Below are 21,477 nucleotides of genomic sequence, written 5' to 3'. Positions count from 1 at the left end.
CGGATGTACTGTCATAAGCGATCCTAAGGGTTTGATGAGAAAACCAATGATGTCTACAGACAAGGAAAAATTATTAAATGTGGTTCAGCGGGAACAGCCACCCGAAAGCAAATTGATTCGCCCCAAAGACATGAATAATACCAGTATGATTCGTGTTGAAGACCTAAACGGAGATGGTACTCGGGAAGCCATCGTTTTCTATGAGACCCCGAATGAGAACGTGCGAATTCATGGAATGTTGTTGGAAGAGCAGGGGGATTCATGGGTTAAGAAGTTGACATTTGATGTTCCGGGGAATGAACTGCAATCGTTCAAAGTTTTGGACATTACCAATGATGGGAATCCGGATATTATCTTGGGTGTAAGTTTACAAGAACAGAAAGCATTAACTGCTTATTCTTATAAAGCTGGAGCACTTGAACAAGTGTTGGGTGGTGTTCCGTATAATCAATATATTATAGATGATGTTCAAGGGAACACCCTCGATCTAAACGGGGACAAGAAAAATGATTTCGCAATCGTATCCCTGAACAATAGCGGATTTGCATCTATTGCGTTGTATCAGTACGACGAAGGAAGTTTCAAGGAAGTTGACAGAATGCAGACGGACTATACTGTGAAAGAGATATATAATGCTCTCGGTGGTCAGATTGCCAAAGATAAAGTGGGTATTGTACTGGATTCAGAGCTGGATGACCGTAGTACATTCTCACAGATCATATACGTAAAAGATAACAAGTTAGTGAATGCTTTTAAATCGCCTGATCAAACCTACAGAGATGACAAAATTTTAAGCGGTGATGTCGACAATGATGGTATTATTGAGTTTGGCTTGAAGGAAACGCCTAAAGGCTGGGAACATTACGTATTTGATTCCCGGATGTGGTTCTATACCTTTTATCAATGGGATGGCAAGGATGATAAGAAATTTGTCTCATTCCAATATCGGGATGATGCTGACTTATTCCACTTGAATCTGAAGGCAGAGTGGTATGGGAAGATTACCATTGATACTAAATCGGAAAAAGAAAAATACATTCGTTTTAAAATGATTGATACGGATGAAACCGTAGGTGAAATAAAATATTTCACCCTTTCTCAGTGGGAGCAGGAAAAAGGAAAAAGTTGGAAAGAGATTACCCGAACGAATGATCGGGTCATTGCTTCCCGCGGTGCACAACTGGATGCCGATGATGGATTGCTTGACAATATACCGCAACTGAATAGAAAGGAAGAACTTAATGAGTAAAGTACTTATTCTAGAGGATGAAGAATCCATCCGCAGTTTTATTGTTATTAATTTGAAAAGAAATGGGTTTGAAGTGCTTGAAGCTGGAGATGGACACGAGGCGCTTCGCATTTTGCAATCCGTACCAGATATCGACTTGGCTTTGCTGGATGTTATGGTTCCTGGAATTGACGGATTTGAAGTGTGTCGTCGTATTCGTGAAACGAATGAACGTCTGGGAATTATTTTCCTCACAGCCAAAGTACAGGAGCAGGACAAGGTATATGCGCTTTCCGTTGGCGCGGACGATCACGTAAGTAAGCCGTTTAGTCCAACCGAGCTGATTGCACGTATACAATCTTTGTTGCGCCGGGTCAATGTTCACCGGGAGACGGCTGCAAAGGTAACGTTTCAATCAGGGCCGTTCTCGCTGGATCTAATCTCCAAGCAATTTAAGAAACAAAATGAATTAATTGAGTTAACACCAACCGAATTTTCCTTGATTCAATTTTTCTTGGAAAAGGAAAACACACCGCTTAGTCGAGATGTGCTGCTGGATCACGTATGGGGCAAAGAGTATATGGGTGATCCCAAAATCGTAGACGTAAATATTCGCCGCTTGCGCCAGAAAATTGAGAACAATCCTTCCGAACCTGAATACCTGCAGACTGTATGGGGTCACGGTTACAAATGGAAGGGCCGGGATCAATGATCAAAAAAGGCATCACACGGCAGATTGTACTACATTACTTCATTGTAGTTTTTCTGGCTCTGCTGTTGGTGGAATTCGTATTTATGCTGGCGGTGCAACGATATTATTATGAGAGCATCTACAATACAATCAGTACCCATATCTCCAATTCGAAGGATTTTTTTGAGCCTCTAGCTCGTGAGAGTAATTCGGAAGATGGAAATAACCTGTCCAGACTACTTGTTAATTTGGAATTATCTAATACAGAACTTGAGATTCTGGATCTGAACGGTCATGTGTTAGCGAGTTCGACTGCATTTGAATCTGACCGTGCCGTTCTGCAAACGAGTGATATTCAACAGGCGTTAAATGGCGGTATGGGACGTTGGGTAGGCAGACAACCCGCCACGGGAGAGCAGGTCATGGCCGTTTCCCACAAGTTTGATCTAGGCGGCGAAAATACGTATGTTATTCGATACCTAACATCGCTCGAAAATGTGAATTCCAAGTTATTGTTCATGGGGATGCTTGCGATTGCAGTAGGTGTTGGCGTACTGGCAATTGTCTTGATTATTAGTATAGGTATGGCCAATTCCATTGTACGACCGATTAACAATATTACGGCAGTGTCCGCTCAGATGGCCCGAGGACGTCTGGATGTGAGAGTTAAGGGCAACTACAAACATGAATTAGGCGAACTGGCATCCACTCTGAATTTTATGGCACATGAAATTGTGCGCAGCAATCAGATCAAAGACGATTTTATTTCTTCCATTTCTCATGAATTGCGAACGCCCCTGACCAGTATTAAAGGGTGGAGTGAGACGCTGGACTCCGGTGGATACGATCCGGATGAAACGAGGATTGGAATGAGTATTATCTCTAAAGAAACGGAGCGTCTGATCGGACTAGTAGAAGAGATGCTCGATTTCTCCAAATTGCAGCAAAATCAGATGAAGTTGGTGAAAGGGACCGTCAGCATTCGTGAGATTGTTCAGGAAACTATGTTGAATGTTTGGGCAAAAGCTGAGCAAAAACAGATACATCTCAAGTTGGAAAGCGATGAAAATCGTGCTTTCAATGTTTTTGGGGATGGTAACAGACTAAAACAAGTCTTCCTGAACATTGTAGACAATGCGATCAAATTCTCCCATGAGAATTCATGGATCTTTTTATCGGTCAAAGAAGAAGACGGACAGATTATAGCTGCTGTGCAGGATACGGGTATTGGTATCAGTGAAGAGCATTTAATCAAGGTGCGTGATCGCTTCTTCCAGGTCGATCACCAGAACGGTGGAACAGGGCTCGGGCTTGCTATTACGCAGGAACTGGTAGAACTGCATGAGGGAACAATTATCATGCAAAGTGAACTCGGAACGGGAACAACTGTTACGGTGACATTACCAGCTTTACCGGAGGAAGAGACGGTGGAGGAATCCATAATGCAGAATGATGAAGCCGAAGTGACTCTCGATACGAAGTTAACTCAAGGTGAGTCTGATCCGAAAAAAAATTGATTTTTGCATAAAGATTGTTTTCGCACCAAAAAGGCGAGCCATATATGGCTCGCCTTTTCTTTAAGATTATGAAGAAAGTTCACCAGCGCGCAGACGCCCACTTTTTTCATAAACATCTTTCAGCATGCGTACAGGTTGTGTACGTACAGCCGGTTTGGCGGAGACAATCTCATTTGGTCCGACAACCACGATTTCATCCGCCGTACCTTTGACAATGGCACCGTCTTTAATAATGGCACCTTCGCCAATGATGGCGCGTTCGATGTGAACACCGCGACCTACCCGTGCATTTGGCATAATCACACTGTCTTTAACTTCAGAACCTTTACCAACTTCGGCTCCGCAGAAAATAACAGAACGTTCAGCCCGGCCATCAATGGAGCAGGATTCATGGATCATGGAGTGCAGGAGCTCAGCACGTGTATGACGTGCTTTGTATGCACTTGGTTTAGTTCTCCAGTCACGAGTAAACATCGGCCAGTCTTCTTTTTGCAGGCTCCAGTCTTCATCGTTATGAAGCAGATCCATGTGCGCATCCCATAAACTCTTCACGGTACCCACGTCTTTCCAATAACCATTGAAGTTATATACGAAGAGAGGCGTATTCTCATTCAACATTTGAGGAATCACATCTTTACCGAAGTCATGGCTGGATTCCGGATTAGCGGCATCTTCGAGCAAGTGGCGCTTCAGGTATTCCCATTTGAACATGTAAATGCCCATGGAAGCCAAATTACTTTTCGGTTCGGCCGGTTTCTCGGCAAACTCGGTAACTCTCAGATTCTCATCCGCTGCCATAATGCCGAAGCGATGGGCTTCCTCCCACGGAACCTCCATAACGGAGATCGTCGCTACCGCTTGATTCGCTGTATGAGCTTCCAGCATTTCACGATAATTCATATGATAGATATGGTCACCCGACAAAATTAGAACATTTTCGGGGTTTTGTTGGTCAATATAGTCAATATTTTTATAAATAGCATCCGCGGTTCCCAAGTATTCGTCATTTCCTGTATGATAAGATGGAAGTAAGGAAATTCCTGCCTCACTTGAAGTACCATGTCCCCAAGGTTCTCCTCCACCAATGTGATCATGTAATGAATCAGCTTGATACTGCGTCAGAACACCTACAGTGTCGATGCCTGAGTTTACGCAGTTGCTGAGAGGAAAATCGATAATCCGGTAGTGCCCGCCAAACGGTACAGCGGGTTTTGCGATACTTGAGGTTAAAGGGGCTAATCGCTTCCCTTCTCCTCCCGCCAACAGCATAGCGATGCAATCTTTATTAAACATAATCGTTTCCCTCCCAAGATATTTGTCCAGTGTAGTACATACATAAACGCAATGCGGAGCTATTGAAACGATGTATACTGTAAAAATCCTGAAAAATTACAACATTTTTTTACACACCGCATTTTTCTTTTCAACTTGGCTAGAATGGGGTAATGGTTAATGTTATATCTATTTTCTGGAGAAGAAGGTGATCTCTTGGCCATTCAACCGTTAACAAACCCGGAAATTTCGCCGGAGCACATTTATTTGTTTCATGAAGGAAACCTTCATCACAGTTATCGAATAATGGGCGCACAGCCTGCGATCGAAGATCATCGTCAGGGGTATCGTTTTACCGTGTGGGCTCCGAATGCCACAGAAGTAGGCCTGGCTTTAGACCGTAATGGATGGAAAGGTGAACAGGAACCTTTATATAAGATACCCGATTCTGGATTTTGGAGTCGTTTTATTCCGGAAATCAGTGAAGGAACATTATACAAATTCCGTATATTAACGGAAGAGGGTACCGAATTGCTTAAAGCTGACCCTTATGCTTTCCAGGCTGAAGTTCGTCCGCGTACGGCATCGGTCACCAGCTCCATCGAAGGTTACAAATGGAATGATGGCACGTGGAGACGCAAACAACGAGGCGTTTATAACAAACCTCTACATATTTATGAAATGCATGCTGGAACCTGGAAACGGAAAGAGGACGGCACACTCTACAGTTATCGTGAACTTGCGGACTTGCTTGTTCCTTATTTATTGGAAATGAAATATACCCATGTTGAGATGATGCCACTAAGTGAACATCCTTACGACCTATCGTGGGGGTATCAAAACACAGGATTTTTTGCGCCAACCAGCCGTTACGGGCAGCCTAAAGATCTGATGTATCTAGTTGATACTCTACATCAGGCAGGAATAGGCGTTTTGCTCGATTGGGTCCCCGCACATTTTGCGAAGGATGCTCATGGCTTGCGTTTGTTTGATGGAACGCCCTTGTATGAATATGCAGATCCACTGTTAGCAGAGAGACCAGGCTGGGGCACACTCAGCTTTGACTACTCTAAACCTGAAATTCGTTCGTTTTTGATCTCTAATGCGTTGTATTGGATGGAGATGTTCCATTTCGACGGACTTCGGGTCGATGCGGTAACCAGTATGCTTAAGTTGGATTTCGAAAAGCAGCCAGGACAATACCGAACGAATAACGAAGGTGGCCTGGAAAACAAGGAAGCTGTTGCTTTTTTGCAGCAGTTGAATGAAACGGTCTTCAAGTACTTTCCCTATGCTCTGATGATGGCAGAAGAATCCAGTGCATGGCCGATGGTTACTTCGCCAGTAGATCAGGGTGGATTAGGGTTCAACTACAAATGGAACATGGGTTGGATGAACGATACACTTGATTACATGGAATCGGATTTTCACGAACGTCCTTCCAAACATCATTTGCTGACATTCCCAGTCGTATACTCCTTTGCTGAAAATTACGTGCTTCCTCTGTCTCATGACGAGGTCGTTCATGGCAAAAAGTCGCTCCTAGACAAGATGCCAGGAACATACGAGCAGAAGTTTGCCGGCATGCGTGCCTTCATGGGGTACTTTATGACATTCCCAGGCAAGAAACTGCTGTTTATGGGTGGAGAATTCGGCCAGTTTATCGAATGGAAAGATGAAGATCAACTGGACTGGTTTTTGCTGAACTATGACAGTCACCGTAAACTCCACAAGTTTGAACGGGATCTGTCCGAGCTATACTTGGGCGAAAAAGCTTTGTGGGAGCTTGATCATTCCTTTGACGGTTATGAATGGATCACTCCGGATGATCAGGACCAAAGTGTCATTTCATATGTGCGCAAAGGAAAAAAATCTGCGGATACACTCCTTGTGCTCATTAACTTTCAGCCAGTCAAGCGGGAGCGTTACCGGATTGGTGTCATGCGTCCCGGTATGTATACCGAAGTACTGAACAGTGATCATTCCGATTACGGCGGATCAGGCATTATCAATGATATGCAGCTTACTACAGAAAAGATTCCTTTTCATGGGCAACCACATAGTCTGGAAGTTGTTTTGCCACCGCTAAGTGTAGTTATTTTAAAAAAGAACACACGTCGGAAAACGGATGCACTGCCCCTTGAAGTTCAATCCGTCAGAGCAAAAGCCAGTACCACTAAAACCAGTAAAACAAAAGAAAGCACTATAGTTAAACCCAAAAGGAGGACGAAGGCATGAATATTCTATTTGCTGCTGCTGAAGTACATCCATTTATCAAAACAGGAGGCCTTGCTGACGTCATAGGCGCATTACCACAAGCACTAAAGAAGAGTGGGGCAGATGTTCGTGTCATTTTACCCAAATACAAGGGCATCCCGGATGAGTATAAAGAGGCGATGGAGCCTGTGATCACGACAGATGTTCCTCTTGGTTGGCGCAGACCTTATTGTGGAATAGAGATGCTGGTTCATGACGGGATTCCTGTTTACTTTGTAGACAATGAATACTATTTTGGACGGGATGGCGTGTATGGGTATATGGATGACGGGGAGCGTTTTGCCTTCTTCAATCGTGCTGTTCTCGAGGTGTTGCCACAAATTGAATTCAAGCCGGATGTGCTGCACAGTCACGATTGGCACGCGGGTATGATTCCTTTACTGCTGGAGGCTCACTTTGCTCATGATCCCTTTTATAGTGAGATGAAAACCGTTTTTACGATACATAACCTGTTATATCAAGGTGTGTTTCCACATGATTTATTCAGTGATTTGCTTGAGCTGGATGATCGGTATTTTACGGTGGACGGGGCAGAATATTATGGCAATGTCAATTTCCTTAAGGCTGGAATCGTTTTTGCGGATCATGTGACGACCGTCAGCCCTACTTACGCCAAGGAAGTACAAACCTCCTATTATGGCTATGGTCTGGATGGATTGCTCAGTTCATTGGGCGATCGTTTCAGTGGGATTGTCAACGGTATTGATACCAAGAGTTACAACCCGGCAGCGGACAATAAAATTGCGGTTAAATACAGAACCAGCCTGTCCAAGAAAATCGAGAACAAGATCGAGCTGCAAAAGGAATTAGGATTGCCTGTACGTCCGGATGCTCCACTTATGGTGATGGTTACAAGGCTTGTGGATTCCAAAGGTTTGAATCTGGTATGTCGTGTATTGGATGAATTATTGTACTATGACGACATTCAATTCGCAGTATTGGGTACCGGGGATCCGGCTTATGAGCACTGGTTCCGTGAGGCAGCGAATCGTTATCCGCTGAAAATGTCTGCTCAGATCACCTTCAATGATGGGTTATCCCGCCGTTTTTATGCCGGAAGTGATCTGTTCTTGATGCCATCAAGGTTCGAGCCATGTGGCATTAGCCAGTTGCTTGCACTCCGTTATGGCAGTGTACCACTTGTCCGGGAAACAGGGGGTCTGAACGATACGGTGCAGGCATACAATGAATTTAGCGGTGAGGGGAATGGATTCTCTTTCACCAGCTTTAACGCCCATGATATGATGAACACCATTCGCCGTGCTGAAGAATTTTACCGTCAGCCAGAGCACTGGAAAAAGATCGTGAAAAATGCAATGAGCGGAGACTACAGCTGGAACGTCTCAGCTGAAGAGTATATGGATATTTATCGACGCATAATGCTTGAATCTGTGAAATAGATTTGCACAAATGAGCCGCAGTATATTCGTACTGCGGCTTTTTTGTACGATCATAAGGAGGAGGCGAATTTAAAATGAACAACTACATTAATTTTACCTCTACTTACAATCCTAATTTGCAGGCTTTAAGCAGTACCGACGGGTATAATGCCGTTAAAATGAATGAAATGTTTGGCCAGATCATGGGGAATATCGCCGCTGTGCAATCCACGCTGACGGGCAGCCTTATTGATGTGAGGAGTTTTGCTCCGGGAGATGGAAGCGATCAGACAGCCCAGATCAAAGCTTTTTTTGACTCGGCACAGGATGGTGATGTTTTATTATTTACGCCAGGGCACTATAAAGTTGTCAAGGCGGGCTGGTTCTATACGTTTAGTGGAAGATCTGTCATCATCAAGGCGTTGCCAGGAGCAATATTGGAGGTTTCCGATCAGGGAATCCGAATTGAAGGAAGCAATCATGTAGAGATTAGTGGCGTGACTTTGGTTCGTACGACTCAAGCAGCTTGGAGTAAAAACAAGACAGGTTTATACATCGAGAATTCAAGCAATGTATTGTTGCAAAATAACGATATTAGTAAATTTACCGATGGCATTGGAGTCAATGGTTCCAGCAGTCAAGACAATCCCGCCCGAAATGTCGTGATAAGAAACAATAAACTTCATCACTTGGGAGAAGAACCGATTGCAGTTCGGAGTCATTTGGTTTTTGTGGTGATTCGTGAGAATGACTGTTACCGATATCTTGGGGATGGCATTCTGGTCAAGGGAACATGGCATGTTTCGATCACCGATAACTTTCTGCACACTCCTGTATTATCCAGTGATCCAGATTATGCTGCTTTTTCAGGCGGACAACAAGTGAGTAATATGCCTTCAGTAGGCGGCGGGATTACCTGTAACAATGAGGGAGGCGAGACTGGAGCCAAAAATCTGTATATACATGGAAACAGCCTGAATGGAACAGCATTTGGCGTGGGGCTTATCGGTTTCGAAGGTGCCTTTGTAACCTCCAATGTATTTAAGGATATCAAGATCACTTCTGTCATTTCGGTATCTTTCTTTCCCTCCCGATACAATCCCAACGGTCTGAGCAACCATTTGTTTGTAATCCAGGGCAACCTGATCGACACCATTTTAAGACCAAGTGCTACTGCTGCGATTGAAGCGAAAACCAGTGCAGGTGCAGAAGGCATGGACATCGGAATCATATCTGACAACATCATCATTCCAAGAGGAAAACACTGGGGAATTGTCGCGGATGGTCATATTATCGTAAAAGGTAATTACATTGCCCAAGCGGGCATAGCCATGGATATTGCCAATGGAGTGATTGCATCAAGCAACATCATTGAGCCTGGCTTTGAGACGACCAATCCTGACCGAATGGTCAGTTTGCATAATGATTGTACCTTTTCTCATAATTCAGTTGCAGGAAAAGGTACATGTATACAATTACGTGGCTCGAACAATATCATAACTGGAAATCGTTTAAAATATGAGGGGACATGGTGGGCAGTGCATCTGGATATTGTTAATAATACGGTGGAGGGAAACATCATAAGAGATAACATGCTGATGGTTGCGGCAAGTGCGACGGGACGTTATCTCTTTGGCGCAAGTCCCTTTACAAATGGGAAAAACGTAGTGGTTGATCTGGTTAAAGATAATAATGGAACGTTATATCAATTAGTAAATGAAATTGTCATGCTTGGTCCGAATTCTACACGATGGAGAATAACTATAGATGCAAAAGGGGATTTAAAAACGACGAAGTTATAGCTTTAGTTCAGTTTTTCGTTAGAAAACTCCTGAAGTATCCAATGATTATTAAAGAGTTATTCAATATTTCAGGAGTTTTCTGAAAATTAGTTAACTCGGTTCCAATTGTCTATACAAAATACGGTATCCGTAAGGATCAAGTTTAATATTCATCATTCCATTGGTGGGAACAACAGCATCTTCGGTTAGTGCATCCTTCCAGTCCTTGGTTTCCATCGGATGTGACAGGGTACGTTCTTGCGGAGTATTGTTCATCCACACTGTGAAGTGAAGAGTGTCATCCATACGTTCATAAATGATACATGGATCATTGTGATCCGCCTTCAAAAAACGGAAGCGACCTTTACGCAGAGCTTCATTACTTTTCCGCAAATCAATCATCAGGCGGTAGAAGTCATAAAGCTCCTGATCTTGCTTGGCAGGATCCCATTGCATGCATTTACGGCAATCCGGGTCACTCTCTCCGCGTATACCAACCTCATCCCCATAGAATATACAGGGTGTACCAATATAAGTGAAAAGAAACACAACCGACAATTTTAATCTGCGTTTGTCTTCTCCAGCCCGAGTAAGCAGACGTGGGGTATCATGACTGCACAGCATGTTGAAGATGACTTCATTCGTCTGTTGCGGGTAACGCATAATGAGTGATCCCATCTCGTTAGCGAAGTTATAACCATCCATAGAACCACAGAAGAACTCAAGCACCTTGTCAGCAAAAGGGTAGTTCATCACGGAATCAAATTGATCTCCCATGAGCCAGGTCAGGGAATCACTCCATACTTCGCCTACAATATAGGCTTCTGGATTGGCGGTTTTGACCACTTTGCGGAAATCGCGCCAAAAATGGTTATCCACTTCATTGGCAACATCGAGTCGCCAACCGTCGAGTTTGATCTCCTTGATCCAATATTCAGCCACATCAAGCAAATAGTCTTTTACTTCGGGATTGGCCGTGTTGAACTTCGGCATATTGCCATAAAACCCAAAGGTATCGTAGGTTGGGATACCATCCTTGATCTGTACCGGATATTCATTGATATGAAACCAGTCTGCATATTTGGAGTTTTTGCCGTTCTTCAGGACATCCTGAAAAGGAGGGAAGTCTTCGCTGCAATGGTTAAAAACCGCGTCAAGCATGACACGGATTCCGCGGCGATGACATTGTTCTGCTACTTTTTTGAGCATTTCATTATCCCCGAAATGAGGATCTACTTTTTTATAATCAACGGTATCGTATTTATGGTAGGAGTTTGCTTGGAACAGCGGGGTAAAGTAAATGGCATTAACACCGAGTTTAGTCAGATCATCCAGGTGATTGAGCACACCTTGCAGGTCTCCGCCAAAGTAGTTATCCAGTTCAGGTCGGCCACCCCATTCCTGGGTTCCTTCAGGGTTCAGGTCGGGATTGCCATTAGCAAACCTTTCGGTCATGATTTGGTAGAACACGGCTTCTTTGGCCCATTCGGGAACCTTAAATACATCGATTTCATGAATGTAGGAAAATTCATAATATCCTCCGGTAGGGTACGGGGGAGCATAATGAATTCCGTTATCAGCCAGATATATATTTTCGGTACCGGCGGTGATACGGAAGATGTAAGTCAGACGCTTGAATTTGGGCTTAACTGCCGTTTCCCAATAATCAAACATACTGTCGGAAGCCGCTTTCTCCAATTGAATTTCCTTATAGGTTCCATTCCAATCGTATTTATCACCAGTCAGTGCAGTCACATATTGTACATCGTCTCTCTTCGTTCGTACACGCAGGTGAATCGTCGAGGGATTATAAGCATAAGCCCATTTATCGCGGGGAACGTGGTACATCGCTTCGAGCAGCATGACAACACCTCCTGAACTTAAGATAAAGTTATAGCTATAAATAACCAAGTTAGACAGCATGTGAACCATAAGTACAGCCGCTAAATGTAAAAATTTCAACATTTTTCAACGTTTTCTTTTCACAGCATTTCCAGCTTGTGTCCGTATATACGTATTTATGATAACAAAAAGGGCGCTCCTTAAGACCCCAAATGCAGGTCCTGCAGAACACCCTACTGTTAAGACGCAGCATTTTGCGAAAAACTTAGCGACTTGCTTGCTTAAACTCTGTTTGAATGGTTTGCAGCAATTCAGGCTGTGTAAGAACATCATAAGCAGTTGCAGCAAGTGCCTTGGCTCCAAGGATCATACCATCCAAGGCCCGTTCCTGAAGCGCCAGATCACGGAATTCAATGGAATGAAGCGTATGAACTTCGTCCACAACACGGATATAAGGATGGATCGCAGGACAACGCAAGGATACGTTACCAATATCCATAGAACCATGGTCGTTCCCACTCACGATCTCCTCTTGAGAAATGCCGAGTTCAAGCAGATTAGTACTAAAAGCAGCAGATAATGATTCATTCGTGACCATCTCATCATAGGAAGTCTCATAATTAGATGTAACAAGCCGGCATCCGGTTTGCAGAGCAGAACCTTCCGCGATCTGTATTACGCGTTGAGTGAGAATATTCAACTCTTTTCTCGTCGAGGCACGTACATAGAATTGGGCTGAAGCATAGTCAGGAATGATATTGGCTGCCTGTCCTCCGCTATTGATAACACCGTGAATACGAACCGTACTTTTCACTTGTTGTCGGAACGCATTAATGCCATTAAATGTCTGGATCACCGCATCTAGGGCATTAATGCCTTCATGTGGACTTGCAGCAGCATGTGAAGATTTCCCATGGAATTCAAATTGTACGGCATCAATAGCCAGGGAGCTTCCAGATTTCTCATAGGCGTAGTAAGGGTGAGCCATTAGCGCGACATCACAGTCATCAAATAAACCTGCTTCAGCCATAGGAACTTTAGCGCCACGCGTTTCTTCCGCTGGTGTACCGAATACTTTTAATGTTCCGCCCACTTCATCCAGTATGGACTTCAGACCTACCGCAGCTCCGAGGCTCATCATGCAGATTAGATGGTGTCCACAAGCATGACCGATTTCCGGAAGTGCGTCGTATTCACATAACAGGGCAATAGTCGGACCTGGTTTGGATGCAGCATACGTACCGATGAATGCGGTATCTAAGCCAAGAACAGGAGCTTCTACGGAAAAACCGTGGTAGGCAAGTTCTTCTTTTAACCGAGCAGAGGCGAGGTATTCTTCGTTACCAAGTTCCGGATTGGCACCAATGTATGATGAAATCTCTTTAAAACGGGAAGCATATTGATCAATTACAGTTAAAATTTGTGTTTTGGTATGTGTCATGGTGGACTCCTTAAGCAAAAATGAAAATAATTCAATAATTATATCATAGTTGCGGTTATTTTTCAGAAACTAGTCAGGATTTGTAATGTCGAAATTCATTGCATAATCATGCATTCTACTTTATAATGACTCAGGCATCAACAACAGAAAGCATACAAAGTATTATAAGGGGAGAACAGGGTTGAAATTGATTAGTCGTTACACCATGATGCTGCTAGCTCTTGTGGTCTTGCTTACTACGGTTGCACCTGTTGCGTTGGCAACGGGAACTACAAGCAATTCAGGCAGTAAAAAGCTGGTGCTCGGTACAAGTGCCGATTTTGCACCATATGAATTCCATAAAGTGATTGATGGTAAAGACCAAATTGTCGGATTTGATATTTCGATTGCTAAAGAAATTGCTGCCGATCTTGGCGCAGAACTTGTAATAGAGGATATGGGTTTTGACGGACTTCTTCCTGCGTTGCAGAGTGGTCGTGTGGATATGGTCATCTCGGGAATGACGCCAACAGATGATCGTAGACAAAGCATTGACTTCTCCGATACCTATTATAAATCAAAGCAAGTTATCATGATTCGCAATGCGGATATAGATAAATATCCAACCATGGCTGATCTGGAAAATGAAAAAATTGGTGTTCAAAAAGGCTCCATTCAGGAAACGATTGGCCAGGGAATCCCAGGCGCAAAACTGACAGCACTTGATAAAATATCTGATATCGTGCTGCAATTGCAGACCAATCGTGTAAATGCTGCGATCGTTGAAGATACGGTGGCTGCCGGTTATCTGGATGATGTGATTGGATTAGCACCGGCTATTCCGGATGAAGAGCAGGCCGAAGCGGCAATCGGGATTCGTAAGGGCAATACGGAATTGCTGAATGCAGTGAACGGAACGCTCGAACGTCTGAAAAGCGAAAATAAAATCGATCAGTTGGTTACCGAGGCAAGCCAGTTGATGGCAGAGAAGAGTAAACAAAATATTTTTGAAGTATTTTGGCAATACAAAAGCTTTTATGCCACGGGATTAGGGTACACATTGCTGCTTTCTGCACTTGGTGTATTTTTCGGTGTTATCATCGGTCTGATCATCTGTTTGTTCCGTCTGCATGACATCGCCATTTTGCGCTGGATCGGAACAGCTTATGTTGAGCTCATTCGTGGGACGCCAATGCTGGTGCAATTGATGATTATCTATTACGGTGTTTCATTGACCTTTGGAATTAATTTCTCGGCTCTTCAGGCGGGAATTATCACACTATCCATTAATAGTGGTGCCTATCTTGCCGAGATTTTCCGCGCTGGTATACAGGGTGTGGATCGAGGCCAGTTGGAAGCAGCTCGTTCCCTGGGAATGGGCAGAGGTGCGGCAATGCGCTTCATCGTGCTTCCACAAGCGTTTAAAGCGGTGTTGCCGGCGATCGGTAATGAGTTCGTGACCATTATCAAGGAATCTTCCATCATCTCGGTTATTGGTATGGTGGACATTATGTACCAGGCAAGTGTAGTCAAAAACATTACGTACCAAGGAATGAATCCATTCCTGATTGCAGCGGCCATTTACTTTGTGCTGACGTTCATTTTGTCCAAGCTGCTGGGTCGACTGGAAAGGAAGTTGAGTGCAAGTGATAGACGTTAGACAATTACACAAATCATATGGAAATAACGATGTGCTCAAGGGCATTAACGTAACAATTGGTAAAGGCGAGGTTGTCGTGGTCATCGGTCCGTCCGGATCGGGGAAAAGTACCTTTTTGCGCTGTCTTAACTTATTGGAGCAGCCTACTTCCGGTGAGATTGACTTTGAGGGAGTTTCGATCACTGACCCTAAACACAACATTAATGCAACTCGTGAAAAAATGGGGATGGTATTCCAGCATTTCAATCTGTTCCCGCACAAAACGGTGCAGCAGAACATTACGATTGCTCCCATTAAAGTGAAAAAACAATCTGCACAGGAAGCGGAACTAATCTGCGCAGATTTGCTGAAGACGGTTGGCCTGTCTGACAAAAAAGACGCTTATCCTAATCAGCTGTCCGGAGGACAGAAACAACGGATCGCTATTGCAAGAGCGCTTGCGATGCAGCCGCATGTCATGCTGTTTGACGAGCCTACTTCAGCACTGGACCCTGAAATGGTCGGTGAAGTACTGGATGTCATGAAGCGGCTTGCAGAGGGCGGCATGACCATGGTTATTGTAACGCATGAGATGGGCTTCGCACGCGAAGTAGGGGACCGCATCCTGTTTATGGATGGTGGGGTTATTGTAGAAGAAGGAACACCTGCTGAAGTGTTTGGTGAGCCTAAGCATGCACGTACACGTGACTTCCTTGCTAAAGTGCTCTAATACATCCGAGTCATCATTAGGATGAATTGGATGAAAATGCAAAATATATACTGTGGATGAGAATTCTTATTCCCTCATAGATCCCTGTCGGCGACCTGTCGGCAGGGATTGTTTTGTTGCGTGTGAATACGCACGGATTTACATAAAAAGTAACGTTTCTGTCATCAACGATATAAGCTCAAATAGACATTTTTTTGAAAAAGTCGCTTGAATTCAGCAAAAATATTGAAGTGAATTAGCCAGATGGTAACATTTACTACGACTCTTGGTTACAAAGTTGTGATATATTTGTTCCTGCCGAAACTTCCGGAGTTGGGAGTGTGGGGGATGTAACGATGCAGAGTGTGCTTGGGGAAGAATCATTTGCACACGGCTTGGGGTGAATTAGGGCTACATAAATTATTAATGTAATTGAACCTATAGGGTGGTTTCCTCCATCCGAATCCGACAACTAACTTCGCAGGCATAATGAGGGAGGAAGACCATGATTAACAAGAAACGTATAGCCAAAACAGCAACAGCTTTGCTGACAGCAGCAATGCTCATTCAGGCCGTTCCGGCTCATGCTGATTCAGTTCATGTGGCCAAAGAGGGGGATACCTTCTACACCTTATCCAAACAATATGGAGTTGGACTTAACGCTCTTATTAAAGCTAACAATGACATTTCAGCTTACAACATTTATGGTGGTTTGAAAATTACGATCCCTGGTAAAACAACGAACACAGCTTCTGCTGCAGCAGCTAAAACGGAGGCCAAAACGGTAACTGCCGCAAGCCTTGACGTTAATGCAGATAGTAAAGTTGTACAAGCCTGGGGTAAAACGTTTGATTACAGCAAAGCTGTCGACGTCAAAGCAACAGCATACTCCGCAGACGCTTCCGAAAATGGAGGATGGGGTGCTGTGGATTACTTCGGTAATCCGCTTGAATTGGGTACCATTGCAGTAGACCCGAGTATCATTCCATTGGGTACAAAGGTACTGGTGACAGGTCATACACATCCCGGACTGCCAAAACAGGCATTTGTCGCAACGGCTCGTGATGTGGGTAGTGCCATTAAAGGTCACAAGATCGATATCTTTATTCCTGGCAGCAAGCAATCCGTGAGCACATTTGGTATTCAGGATGTTGAACTTTACATTTTGAAATAAAATCAAAGCGTAGCTGCACATCATCATATGTGACTCCAACTATATCTAAATTAAACAATAAAGGGTGTTCTTCCATCACAATAATGTGATGGAAGAACACCCTTTTGAATATCCAACTTCAGGGATCTTGACCTATTTACCCTTTGGCAGTTCCAGCATTTCGTCCAAAGTCACCAGCTCGTACCCGCGGTTTCGCAATTCCTCGATAACTTCAGGCAACGCCTCGATGGTACCACTCAGCTTCGATCCGACACCGCCTCCTGCATGTTGCAGAACAATGGAACCTGGTTTAACGGCCGACAGGATGTTTTGTTTGACTTCCTCTTTGGAGAGGCCCTTCCAGTCCAGGGAATCGACGTTCCAATTCACAATGCTGTAATGTTGTTTGGCCGCCCATTGCAGCTGTTGCTCATTAATGTCGCCATAAGGTGGACGAATCATTTTGGGAGTGTAGCCCGCCAGATTACGAATAATATCTCCGGTATGTAAGATTTGTTTGCGAAATGCATTCATGGACAATTTACTGAACTCCGGGTGATTGTAGCTGTGATTGCCAACAATATGCCCTTCCTTCACCATGCGTTTCACTAAATCCGGATGTTTCTCAGCGCGATTTCCCACAATGAAAAATGTAGCCCGTACCTTGTATTTTTTTAGAATATCCAGTACCTGCGGGGTGAACCGTGGATCAGGTACGTCATCAAAAGTCAGAGCGACCTTTTTTGTTGAGGGGCCATTGGTTTTGAACGTATCCGCATATTTTTGTCTGAGCTGTCCCAGAGTCAACTGTTCTTCTTCGGAAGAATCAGACTTCGAAGCAGGTTCGGTTTGCGGACTTGAAGAAGCCCATAACTGAGCAGGAGCGTAACTTCCCCCCAGAAGAATGACCATGATGGATAACATTATGAGGCGTATACGCATGTTAGTGCCTCCTTTTCCCAAATTGCGTTCTCTTTGGTATGCCCGGGGCCATCCGTATTTATGCATATTGTGAGATGTTTCATTGCTGATTCATTAAATCGGAGCCATAATTCCACCATATATATAGAAAAGGACAGGTGGAGCAGGATGAGTACATACGATTTAAATTCCGTTCGTTTACAGGTGATTGAGGCAGGGGAAGACAAGGTGTTTATGGTAACTGGAGGCAGATCACATATTGGAGCAGTAGCAACCTTTTATCCGGACCGTGAGCGGGTAAGCGGGGCTACGATGCATATTCCGGGGCATAAAGAGCAAGAGCTGTGTGAAAGGCTCGCACGTAAGGCCGCCCTACATTTAAAAGTAACCGTGACCGTGATTATGGGGATTCACTTTGATGCAATTACGCGCATGCAGATTGATGAGATTGTGCAGACTGCAGAGAAGCTGCTTGATGAGGAGCTGTGCCAAACTAGTCAACTGATTCAATAGTTCGATGGACGCTAAGTAGGCTAAAATCGTTTTTTATGATTTTTTTTGTTAAAATTGAAACGAGTAGAACATTGCCACGTATGTATGTTTATATACAAGGATGAACTATCGACTAGGAGGAATACCATAATGTCCATTTTCAAACGATTGCGCGATTTAACAATGTCTAACATTAACTCTATTATTGACAAGGCAGAAGATCCGATCAAGATGACGGATCAATATATCCGAGATATGCAGGAAGATCTGGAAGATGCGGAGAAAGCTGTTGCTGCACAGATCGCTATTGAGAAGAAATTCAAGCAGCTGTTCGAAGAACAGGAAGCTCTCGTGAAGAAACGTGAGGAGCAAGCACATACAGCAGCGCGTGCACAGAATATGGATTTGGCTCGTCGGGCACTGGAAGAGAAAAAAGTGGCTGAAGAGAAGATGGCTGAATACAAAACAAGCTATGATCAAAACAAGGCTTCTGCCGATAACCTTCGTGGCAAGCTGGACGAAATGCGCAAACAATTGACCCAAATGAAAAATAAACGTGAAACATTGGTTGCGCGCTACAACGCTGCAAAAGCTCAAACCGAAATCAACAAGGCGCTGAACGGATTTGGCTCCGATACTGCAAGTGCCGGCATGAAGCGTATGGAAGAAAAAATGATGCAGATGGAAGCTCAGGCTGAAGCTAGCAATGAGATGTCGTCCAAAGGAAAATCGCTGGATGATGAGTTCGAGAAGCTGGGCAAGGATCAGGCTGTTGAGGATGAACTGGCAGCATTGATGAAGCAATACGAAAATAAGAACTAAACCTTGTAAGCAAGCAGGGGCACCAGCGGAGGAGAGACCAGCGTTTCTCCTTCGCTTTTAATTGCGGTTCATGTTGAGATGTGGGGGCTATGTAAATGGATTTGAACATTTTGGCAATGCTGGTCTGGACGTTATCGGGTTCGGTTTTGCTGTTTGTCTTAATGTATGTGGATTCTTTGTTCACGAAGTATAAGGATTTTGCCGAAGTGAAGGCAGGCAATATGGCCGTTACAACACGTATGGTTATGAAGCTGTTTGCTCAGGGATATGTACTCGCCACCTCCATTTCGACAGCGGGTCATCTTGGAGAAGCGTTGCTGGTATCCGTTGTTTCATTTATCATTTTGCTAATTCTGGAGAGTGTGGTTCACTTTATGATTCGGAGATGGGCCAACCTGGATCTGGATACGGGAATACAGCAGGGCAAGACAGGTTACGGTTTGTTCTCGGGTGCACTACATATCGTGGGCGCATTAATTATTGCAGCTTGTTTATAAGATAAAGAACAGGAGTAATGGGTATGAGTGTGTGGAAACGGATTAAAGGAATAATAGCCAAACCTGAACCGCCTAAGGCAGAGAAAACAATGCTTCAGCTGGCACCAGGTGATATCTGTGAGGTTTCGCTGGTCACCTATGAAGTGGTTGGGCGGGTACATCATCGAGCGCGGAATGCGGCTGTCCTCACGTTGCAGGATGGTACGGCAATCCGACATTTGCATATTGAAGAACGGGAAATGACCCGGTATGCCCTCTATACACCCATTGATGGCCGTCTCGATGCACCGGATGAGGTGCCCACATTGCTGGATCTGGATGGACGTGCGTATCATCTGGAGGAAGAATACGGAGGAATGGTAACCACTGCAGGCAGGACACCCTATGGTCAGGCTGGGGAACAATTAGTATGGCAATATCAGTCTGATGATAATATGCTTTTGCGTGTGGAGTGGCAAGACAGAAGATTTACGCTGTATGAGGGTGAGTCCATTCTTCCTGCGGATATCAAAGTGATTCGTTCGAGCTAGGAGAGGTTCCAATGAAAAAGCGCTTGGCACATGGATTAAAATTAATGCTGGTCCTCAGCCTTGTGATGTCGCTGCTGTCCGCGTGCGGAGCACCTTCCGTTCAGGACACATATCCGCTTGAATCGGTCAGCGGCAGTGGTAACACGACATCCTATGTGTACCGAGCTGCCGATCGTACCGTTCCAGAGGTCGCTCAGGAATTATCTGAACAGCGGAAGCCGGATCAGATCTCGGCGGAAAATACAGAGCGGATGTTCCTGGTATATCAGGACCAGTATTATCATTTGCAGCAAGACCCGAATAAAGCGGAAGACACCTTGGTTGAAGTGGATTCCAAAGAATATGTTCGGCAGAATTATGATTCGTCCTTTTTGCAAGGTTACTTAACCGCAACATTAATTGGTAATTTGTTTGATTCGTTTGGGGGTAGAGGGTCCGGTACGTATCGTGGTTATACGAACAAGGACACGTACAAACCAAGTGAAGGTTCTTATCGGACACCGACGAGTAAAGATAAAAAGGTTGCTCCACCGATTACCGTTGACCGGAAGGGGTCGATTACCCGCCGTGGCAGCGATAAGGATTCAAGTGTAGGCTCCGGTGGAGGATTATTCAGCCGAAATAAGGAACAAAGCAAAGGCACAATTGATCGTAATAAAAGCAGTGGTGGCCTTGGAGGATTGTTTGATTCACCGAAGAGCTCCTATAAAAAGCCCAAAACAAGGGTTGGCGGCGGCCGAATCATGAGGCGTAGGTAGCATTAATCATGACTCGGGCCCGCAATATTAAATCATTCGCAGAAGAACAGTGAAAAGGTAAGGTGGAGCGAGCTAAGCCACTGAAAGTGACCTTGGACGCTGTTCTTTTTGTTTTACGATTTGCGGACATGATGGGACTTTCGAACACGAGGAATGGTTGTGGCAGGTTGTTTGCGAATCCAGCGGATATAAGGCGCGATGCGCTCATCTTTCCTTAGTGCCTGTATTTCAGTTAAACCTAAGGTAATAATATCTCGATTGGTATACAGAGAATGAATTTGTTTGTGGCAAGGGATACACAGATCGGCAGTAGGCATGTGCGTTCCGCCCATTTCTTTCGGTGTCAGGTGATGGACTGTTGTCTCGACAGGCTCCCTTCCACATAAAGCGCATCGTTGATTCATATAGTTCAGCTCCTTTTCTCTTACATATTATGGTCTGTCCATTCGTCTTTCATGTGAATGGGTTGTTAGAGAGTACTTGTCATGACCTAGCTTTCGGGCTACACTTTTTAAATATGAACAAATGACCCAGGGAGGTTCTATTACC

At 44.4% G+C, this 21,477-nt stretch carries 19 protein-coding genes and 1 riboswitch; of the genes, 14 read left to right on the top strand and 5 right to left on the bottom strand.

Features of this window, described 5'->3' with window-relative positions; translation table 11 throughout:
- Nucleotides 1–34 precede the first annotated feature (34 nt).
- From AC4PM4_RS24260 to AC4PM4_RS24250, 3 genes are read left to right on the top strand one after another with little or no spacing between them, the layout of a single operon-like run.
- A complete protein-coding gene (locus AC4PM4_RS24260; protein WP_143806499.1) occupies nucleotides 35–1,249 on the top strand; it encodes a hypothetical protein in 1,215 nt (404 codons plus the stop codon).
- The gene (locus tag AC4PM4_RS24255) at nucleotides 1,242–1,940 is read left to right on the top strand and encodes a response regulator transcription factor (protein WP_063562821.1); all 699 of its coding nucleotides are present in this window, start codon (nucleotides 1,242–1,244) and stop codon (nucleotides 1,938–1,940) included. The genes AC4PM4_RS24260 and AC4PM4_RS24255 overlap by 8 nt, the downstream gene beginning before the upstream one ends.
- Nucleotides 1,937–3,436 carry a sensor histidine kinase gene (locus AC4PM4_RS24250; protein ID WP_491614745.1) on the top strand — a complete coding sequence of 500 codons (1,500 nt, stop codon included), beginning with the start codon at nucleotides 1,937–1,939 and terminating at the stop codon, nucleotides 3,434–3,436. The genes AC4PM4_RS24255 and AC4PM4_RS24250 overlap by 4 nt, the downstream gene beginning before the upstream one ends.
- A 66-nt stretch (nucleotides 3,437–3,502) precedes the next feature.
- Here the strand turns inward: AC4PM4_RS24250 and AC4PM4_RS24245 are convergent, their stop codons facing one another.
- Complete coding sequence (locus tag AC4PM4_RS24245; protein WP_491614744.1) at nucleotides 3,503–4,729, bottom strand: glucose-1-phosphate adenylyltransferase; 1,227 nt, start codon at nucleotides 4,727–4,729, stop codon at nucleotides 3,503–3,505.
- Nucleotides 4,730–4,888: 159 nt separating this feature from the next.
- Here AC4PM4_RS24245 and glgB point away from each other — a divergent pair, with 159 nt between their 5' ends.
- The 3 genes from glgB (at nucleotide 4,889) to AC4PM4_RS24230 (ending at nucleotide 10,166) form a co-directional block, all read left to right on the top strand.
- Entirely contained in the window at nucleotides 4,889–6,946 is a 2,058-nt protein-coding gene (gene glgB / locus AC4PM4_RS24240) for a 1,4-alpha-glucan branching protein GlgB (protein WP_491614743.1), read from the top strand.
- Complete coding sequence (glgA, locus tag AC4PM4_RS24235; RefSeq protein ID WP_491614742.1) at nucleotides 6,943–8,385, top strand: glycogen synthase GlgA; 1,443 nt, start codon at nucleotides 6,943–6,945, stop codon at nucleotides 8,383–8,385. Before glgB ends, glgA begins: the two co-directional genes overlap by 4 nt.
- 74 nt (nucleotides 8,386–8,459) lie before the next feature.
- The gene (locus AC4PM4_RS24230; protein ID WP_491614741.1) at nucleotides 8,460–10,166 is read left to right on the top strand and encodes a right-handed parallel beta-helix repeat-containing protein; all 1,707 of its coding nucleotides are present in this window, start codon (nucleotides 8,460–8,462) and stop codon (nucleotides 10,164–10,166) included.
- Between the two features lie 90 nt (nucleotides 10,167–10,256).
- Here AC4PM4_RS24230 and AC4PM4_RS24225 read toward each other — a convergent pair whose 3' ends face one another.
- Together AC4PM4_RS24225 and AC4PM4_RS24220 are read right to left on the bottom strand one after the other, a co-directional pair.
- Nucleotides 10,257–12,008 (bottom strand): alpha-glycosidase, encoded by a 1,752-nt coding sequence (locus AC4PM4_RS24225; protein WP_063562815.1) that lies wholly within the window; start codon nucleotides 12,006–12,008, stop codon nucleotides 10,257–10,259.
- Between the two features lie 244 nt (nucleotides 12,009–12,252).
- Nucleotides 12,253–13,428, bottom strand: a complete 1,176-nt coding sequence (locus tag AC4PM4_RS24220) for a M20 family metallopeptidase (RefSeq protein ID WP_063562814.1) — start codon at nucleotides 13,426–13,428, stop codon at nucleotides 12,253–12,255.
- 181 nt (nucleotides 13,429–13,609) lie between these two features.
- On the opposite strand from AC4PM4_RS24220, the gene AC4PM4_RS24215 reads away from it, so the two are divergent.
- The 3 genes from AC4PM4_RS24215 to AC4PM4_RS24205 all read left to right on the top strand — a co-directional run bounded on the left by AC4PM4_RS24215 (nucleotide 13,610) and on the right by AC4PM4_RS24205 (nucleotide 16,929).
- Nucleotides 13,610–15,067 (top strand): ABC transporter substrate-binding protein/permease, encoded by a 1,458-nt coding sequence (locus AC4PM4_RS24215; protein WP_491614740.1) that lies wholly within the window; start codon nucleotides 13,610–13,612, stop codon nucleotides 15,065–15,067.
- Nucleotides 15,054–15,776, top strand: a complete 723-nt coding sequence (locus AC4PM4_RS24210; protein WP_491614739.1) for an amino acid ABC transporter ATP-binding protein — start codon at nucleotides 15,054–15,056, stop codon at nucleotides 15,774–15,776. Before AC4PM4_RS24215 ends, AC4PM4_RS24210 begins: the two co-directional genes overlap by 14 nt.
- 285 nt (nucleotides 15,777–16,061) lie before the next feature.
- Nucleotides 16,062–16,258: riboswitch (cyclic di-AMP (ydaO/yuaA leader) on the top strand.
- Between the two features lie 2 nt (nucleotides 16,259–16,260).
- Complete coding sequence (locus AC4PM4_RS24205; protein ID WP_063562812.1) at nucleotides 16,261–16,929, top strand: 3D domain-containing protein; 669 nt, start codon at nucleotides 16,261–16,263, stop codon at nucleotides 16,927–16,929.
- Nucleotides 16,930–17,061: 132 nt separating this feature from the next.
- Here the strand turns inward: AC4PM4_RS24205 and AC4PM4_RS24200 are convergent, their stop codons facing one another.
- On the bottom strand, nucleotides 17,062–17,850 hold the full coding sequence (locus AC4PM4_RS24200; protein ID WP_465116977.1) for a polysaccharide deacetylase family protein: 789 nt from the start codon (nucleotides 17,848–17,850) through the stop codon (nucleotides 17,062–17,064).
- 147 nt (nucleotides 17,851–17,997) lie between these two features.
- On the opposite strand from AC4PM4_RS24200, the gene lpdD reads away from it, so the two are divergent.
- From lpdD to AC4PM4_RS24175, 5 genes are all read left to right on the top strand, one after another.
- Complete coding sequence (gene lpdD / locus AC4PM4_RS24195) at nucleotides 17,998–18,342, top strand: prenylated flavin chaperone LpdD (protein ID WP_072733274.1); 345 nt, start codon at nucleotides 17,998–18,000, stop codon at nucleotides 18,340–18,342.
- Nucleotides 18,343–18,471: 129 nt separating this feature from the next.
- Nucleotides 18,472–19,143, top strand: coding sequence for a PspA/IM30 family protein (locus AC4PM4_RS24190; RefSeq protein WP_024634017.1), 672 nt, complete (start codon nucleotides 18,472–18,474; stop codon nucleotides 19,141–19,143).
- Between the two features lie 95 nt (nucleotides 19,144–19,238).
- The gene (locus AC4PM4_RS24185; protein WP_063562809.1) at nucleotides 19,239–19,640 is read left to right on the top strand and encodes a DUF350 domain-containing protein; all 402 of its coding nucleotides are present in this window, start codon (nucleotides 19,239–19,241) and stop codon (nucleotides 19,638–19,640) included.
- 23 nt (nucleotides 19,641–19,663) lie between these two features.
- Nucleotides 19,664–20,170 (top strand): DUF4178 domain-containing protein, encoded by a 507-nt coding sequence (locus AC4PM4_RS24180; protein ID WP_063562808.1) that lies wholly within the window; start codon nucleotides 19,664–19,666, stop codon nucleotides 20,168–20,170.
- 11 nt (nucleotides 20,171–20,181) lie between these two features.
- A complete protein-coding gene (locus AC4PM4_RS24175; RefSeq protein ID WP_072733273.1) occupies nucleotides 20,182–20,928 on the top strand; it encodes a DUF4247 domain-containing protein in 747 nt (248 codons plus the stop codon).
- A 113-nt stretch (nucleotides 20,929–21,041) separates the two neighbouring features.
- Here the strand turns inward: AC4PM4_RS24175 and hlpB are convergent, their stop codons facing one another.
- The gene (gene hlpB, locus AC4PM4_RS24170; RefSeq protein ID WP_072733272.1) at nucleotides 21,042–21,332 is read right to left on the bottom strand and encodes an HNH nuclease-like protein HlpB; all 291 of its coding nucleotides are present in this window, start codon (nucleotides 21,330–21,332) and stop codon (nucleotides 21,042–21,044) included.
- Nucleotides 21,333–21,477 lie beyond the last annotated feature (145 nt).

The sequence above is a fragment of the Paenibacillus sp. MDV22-iso6 genome, from assembly GCF_058408365.1.
This window is presented reverse-complemented; position numbering and strand designations above follow the sequence as displayed.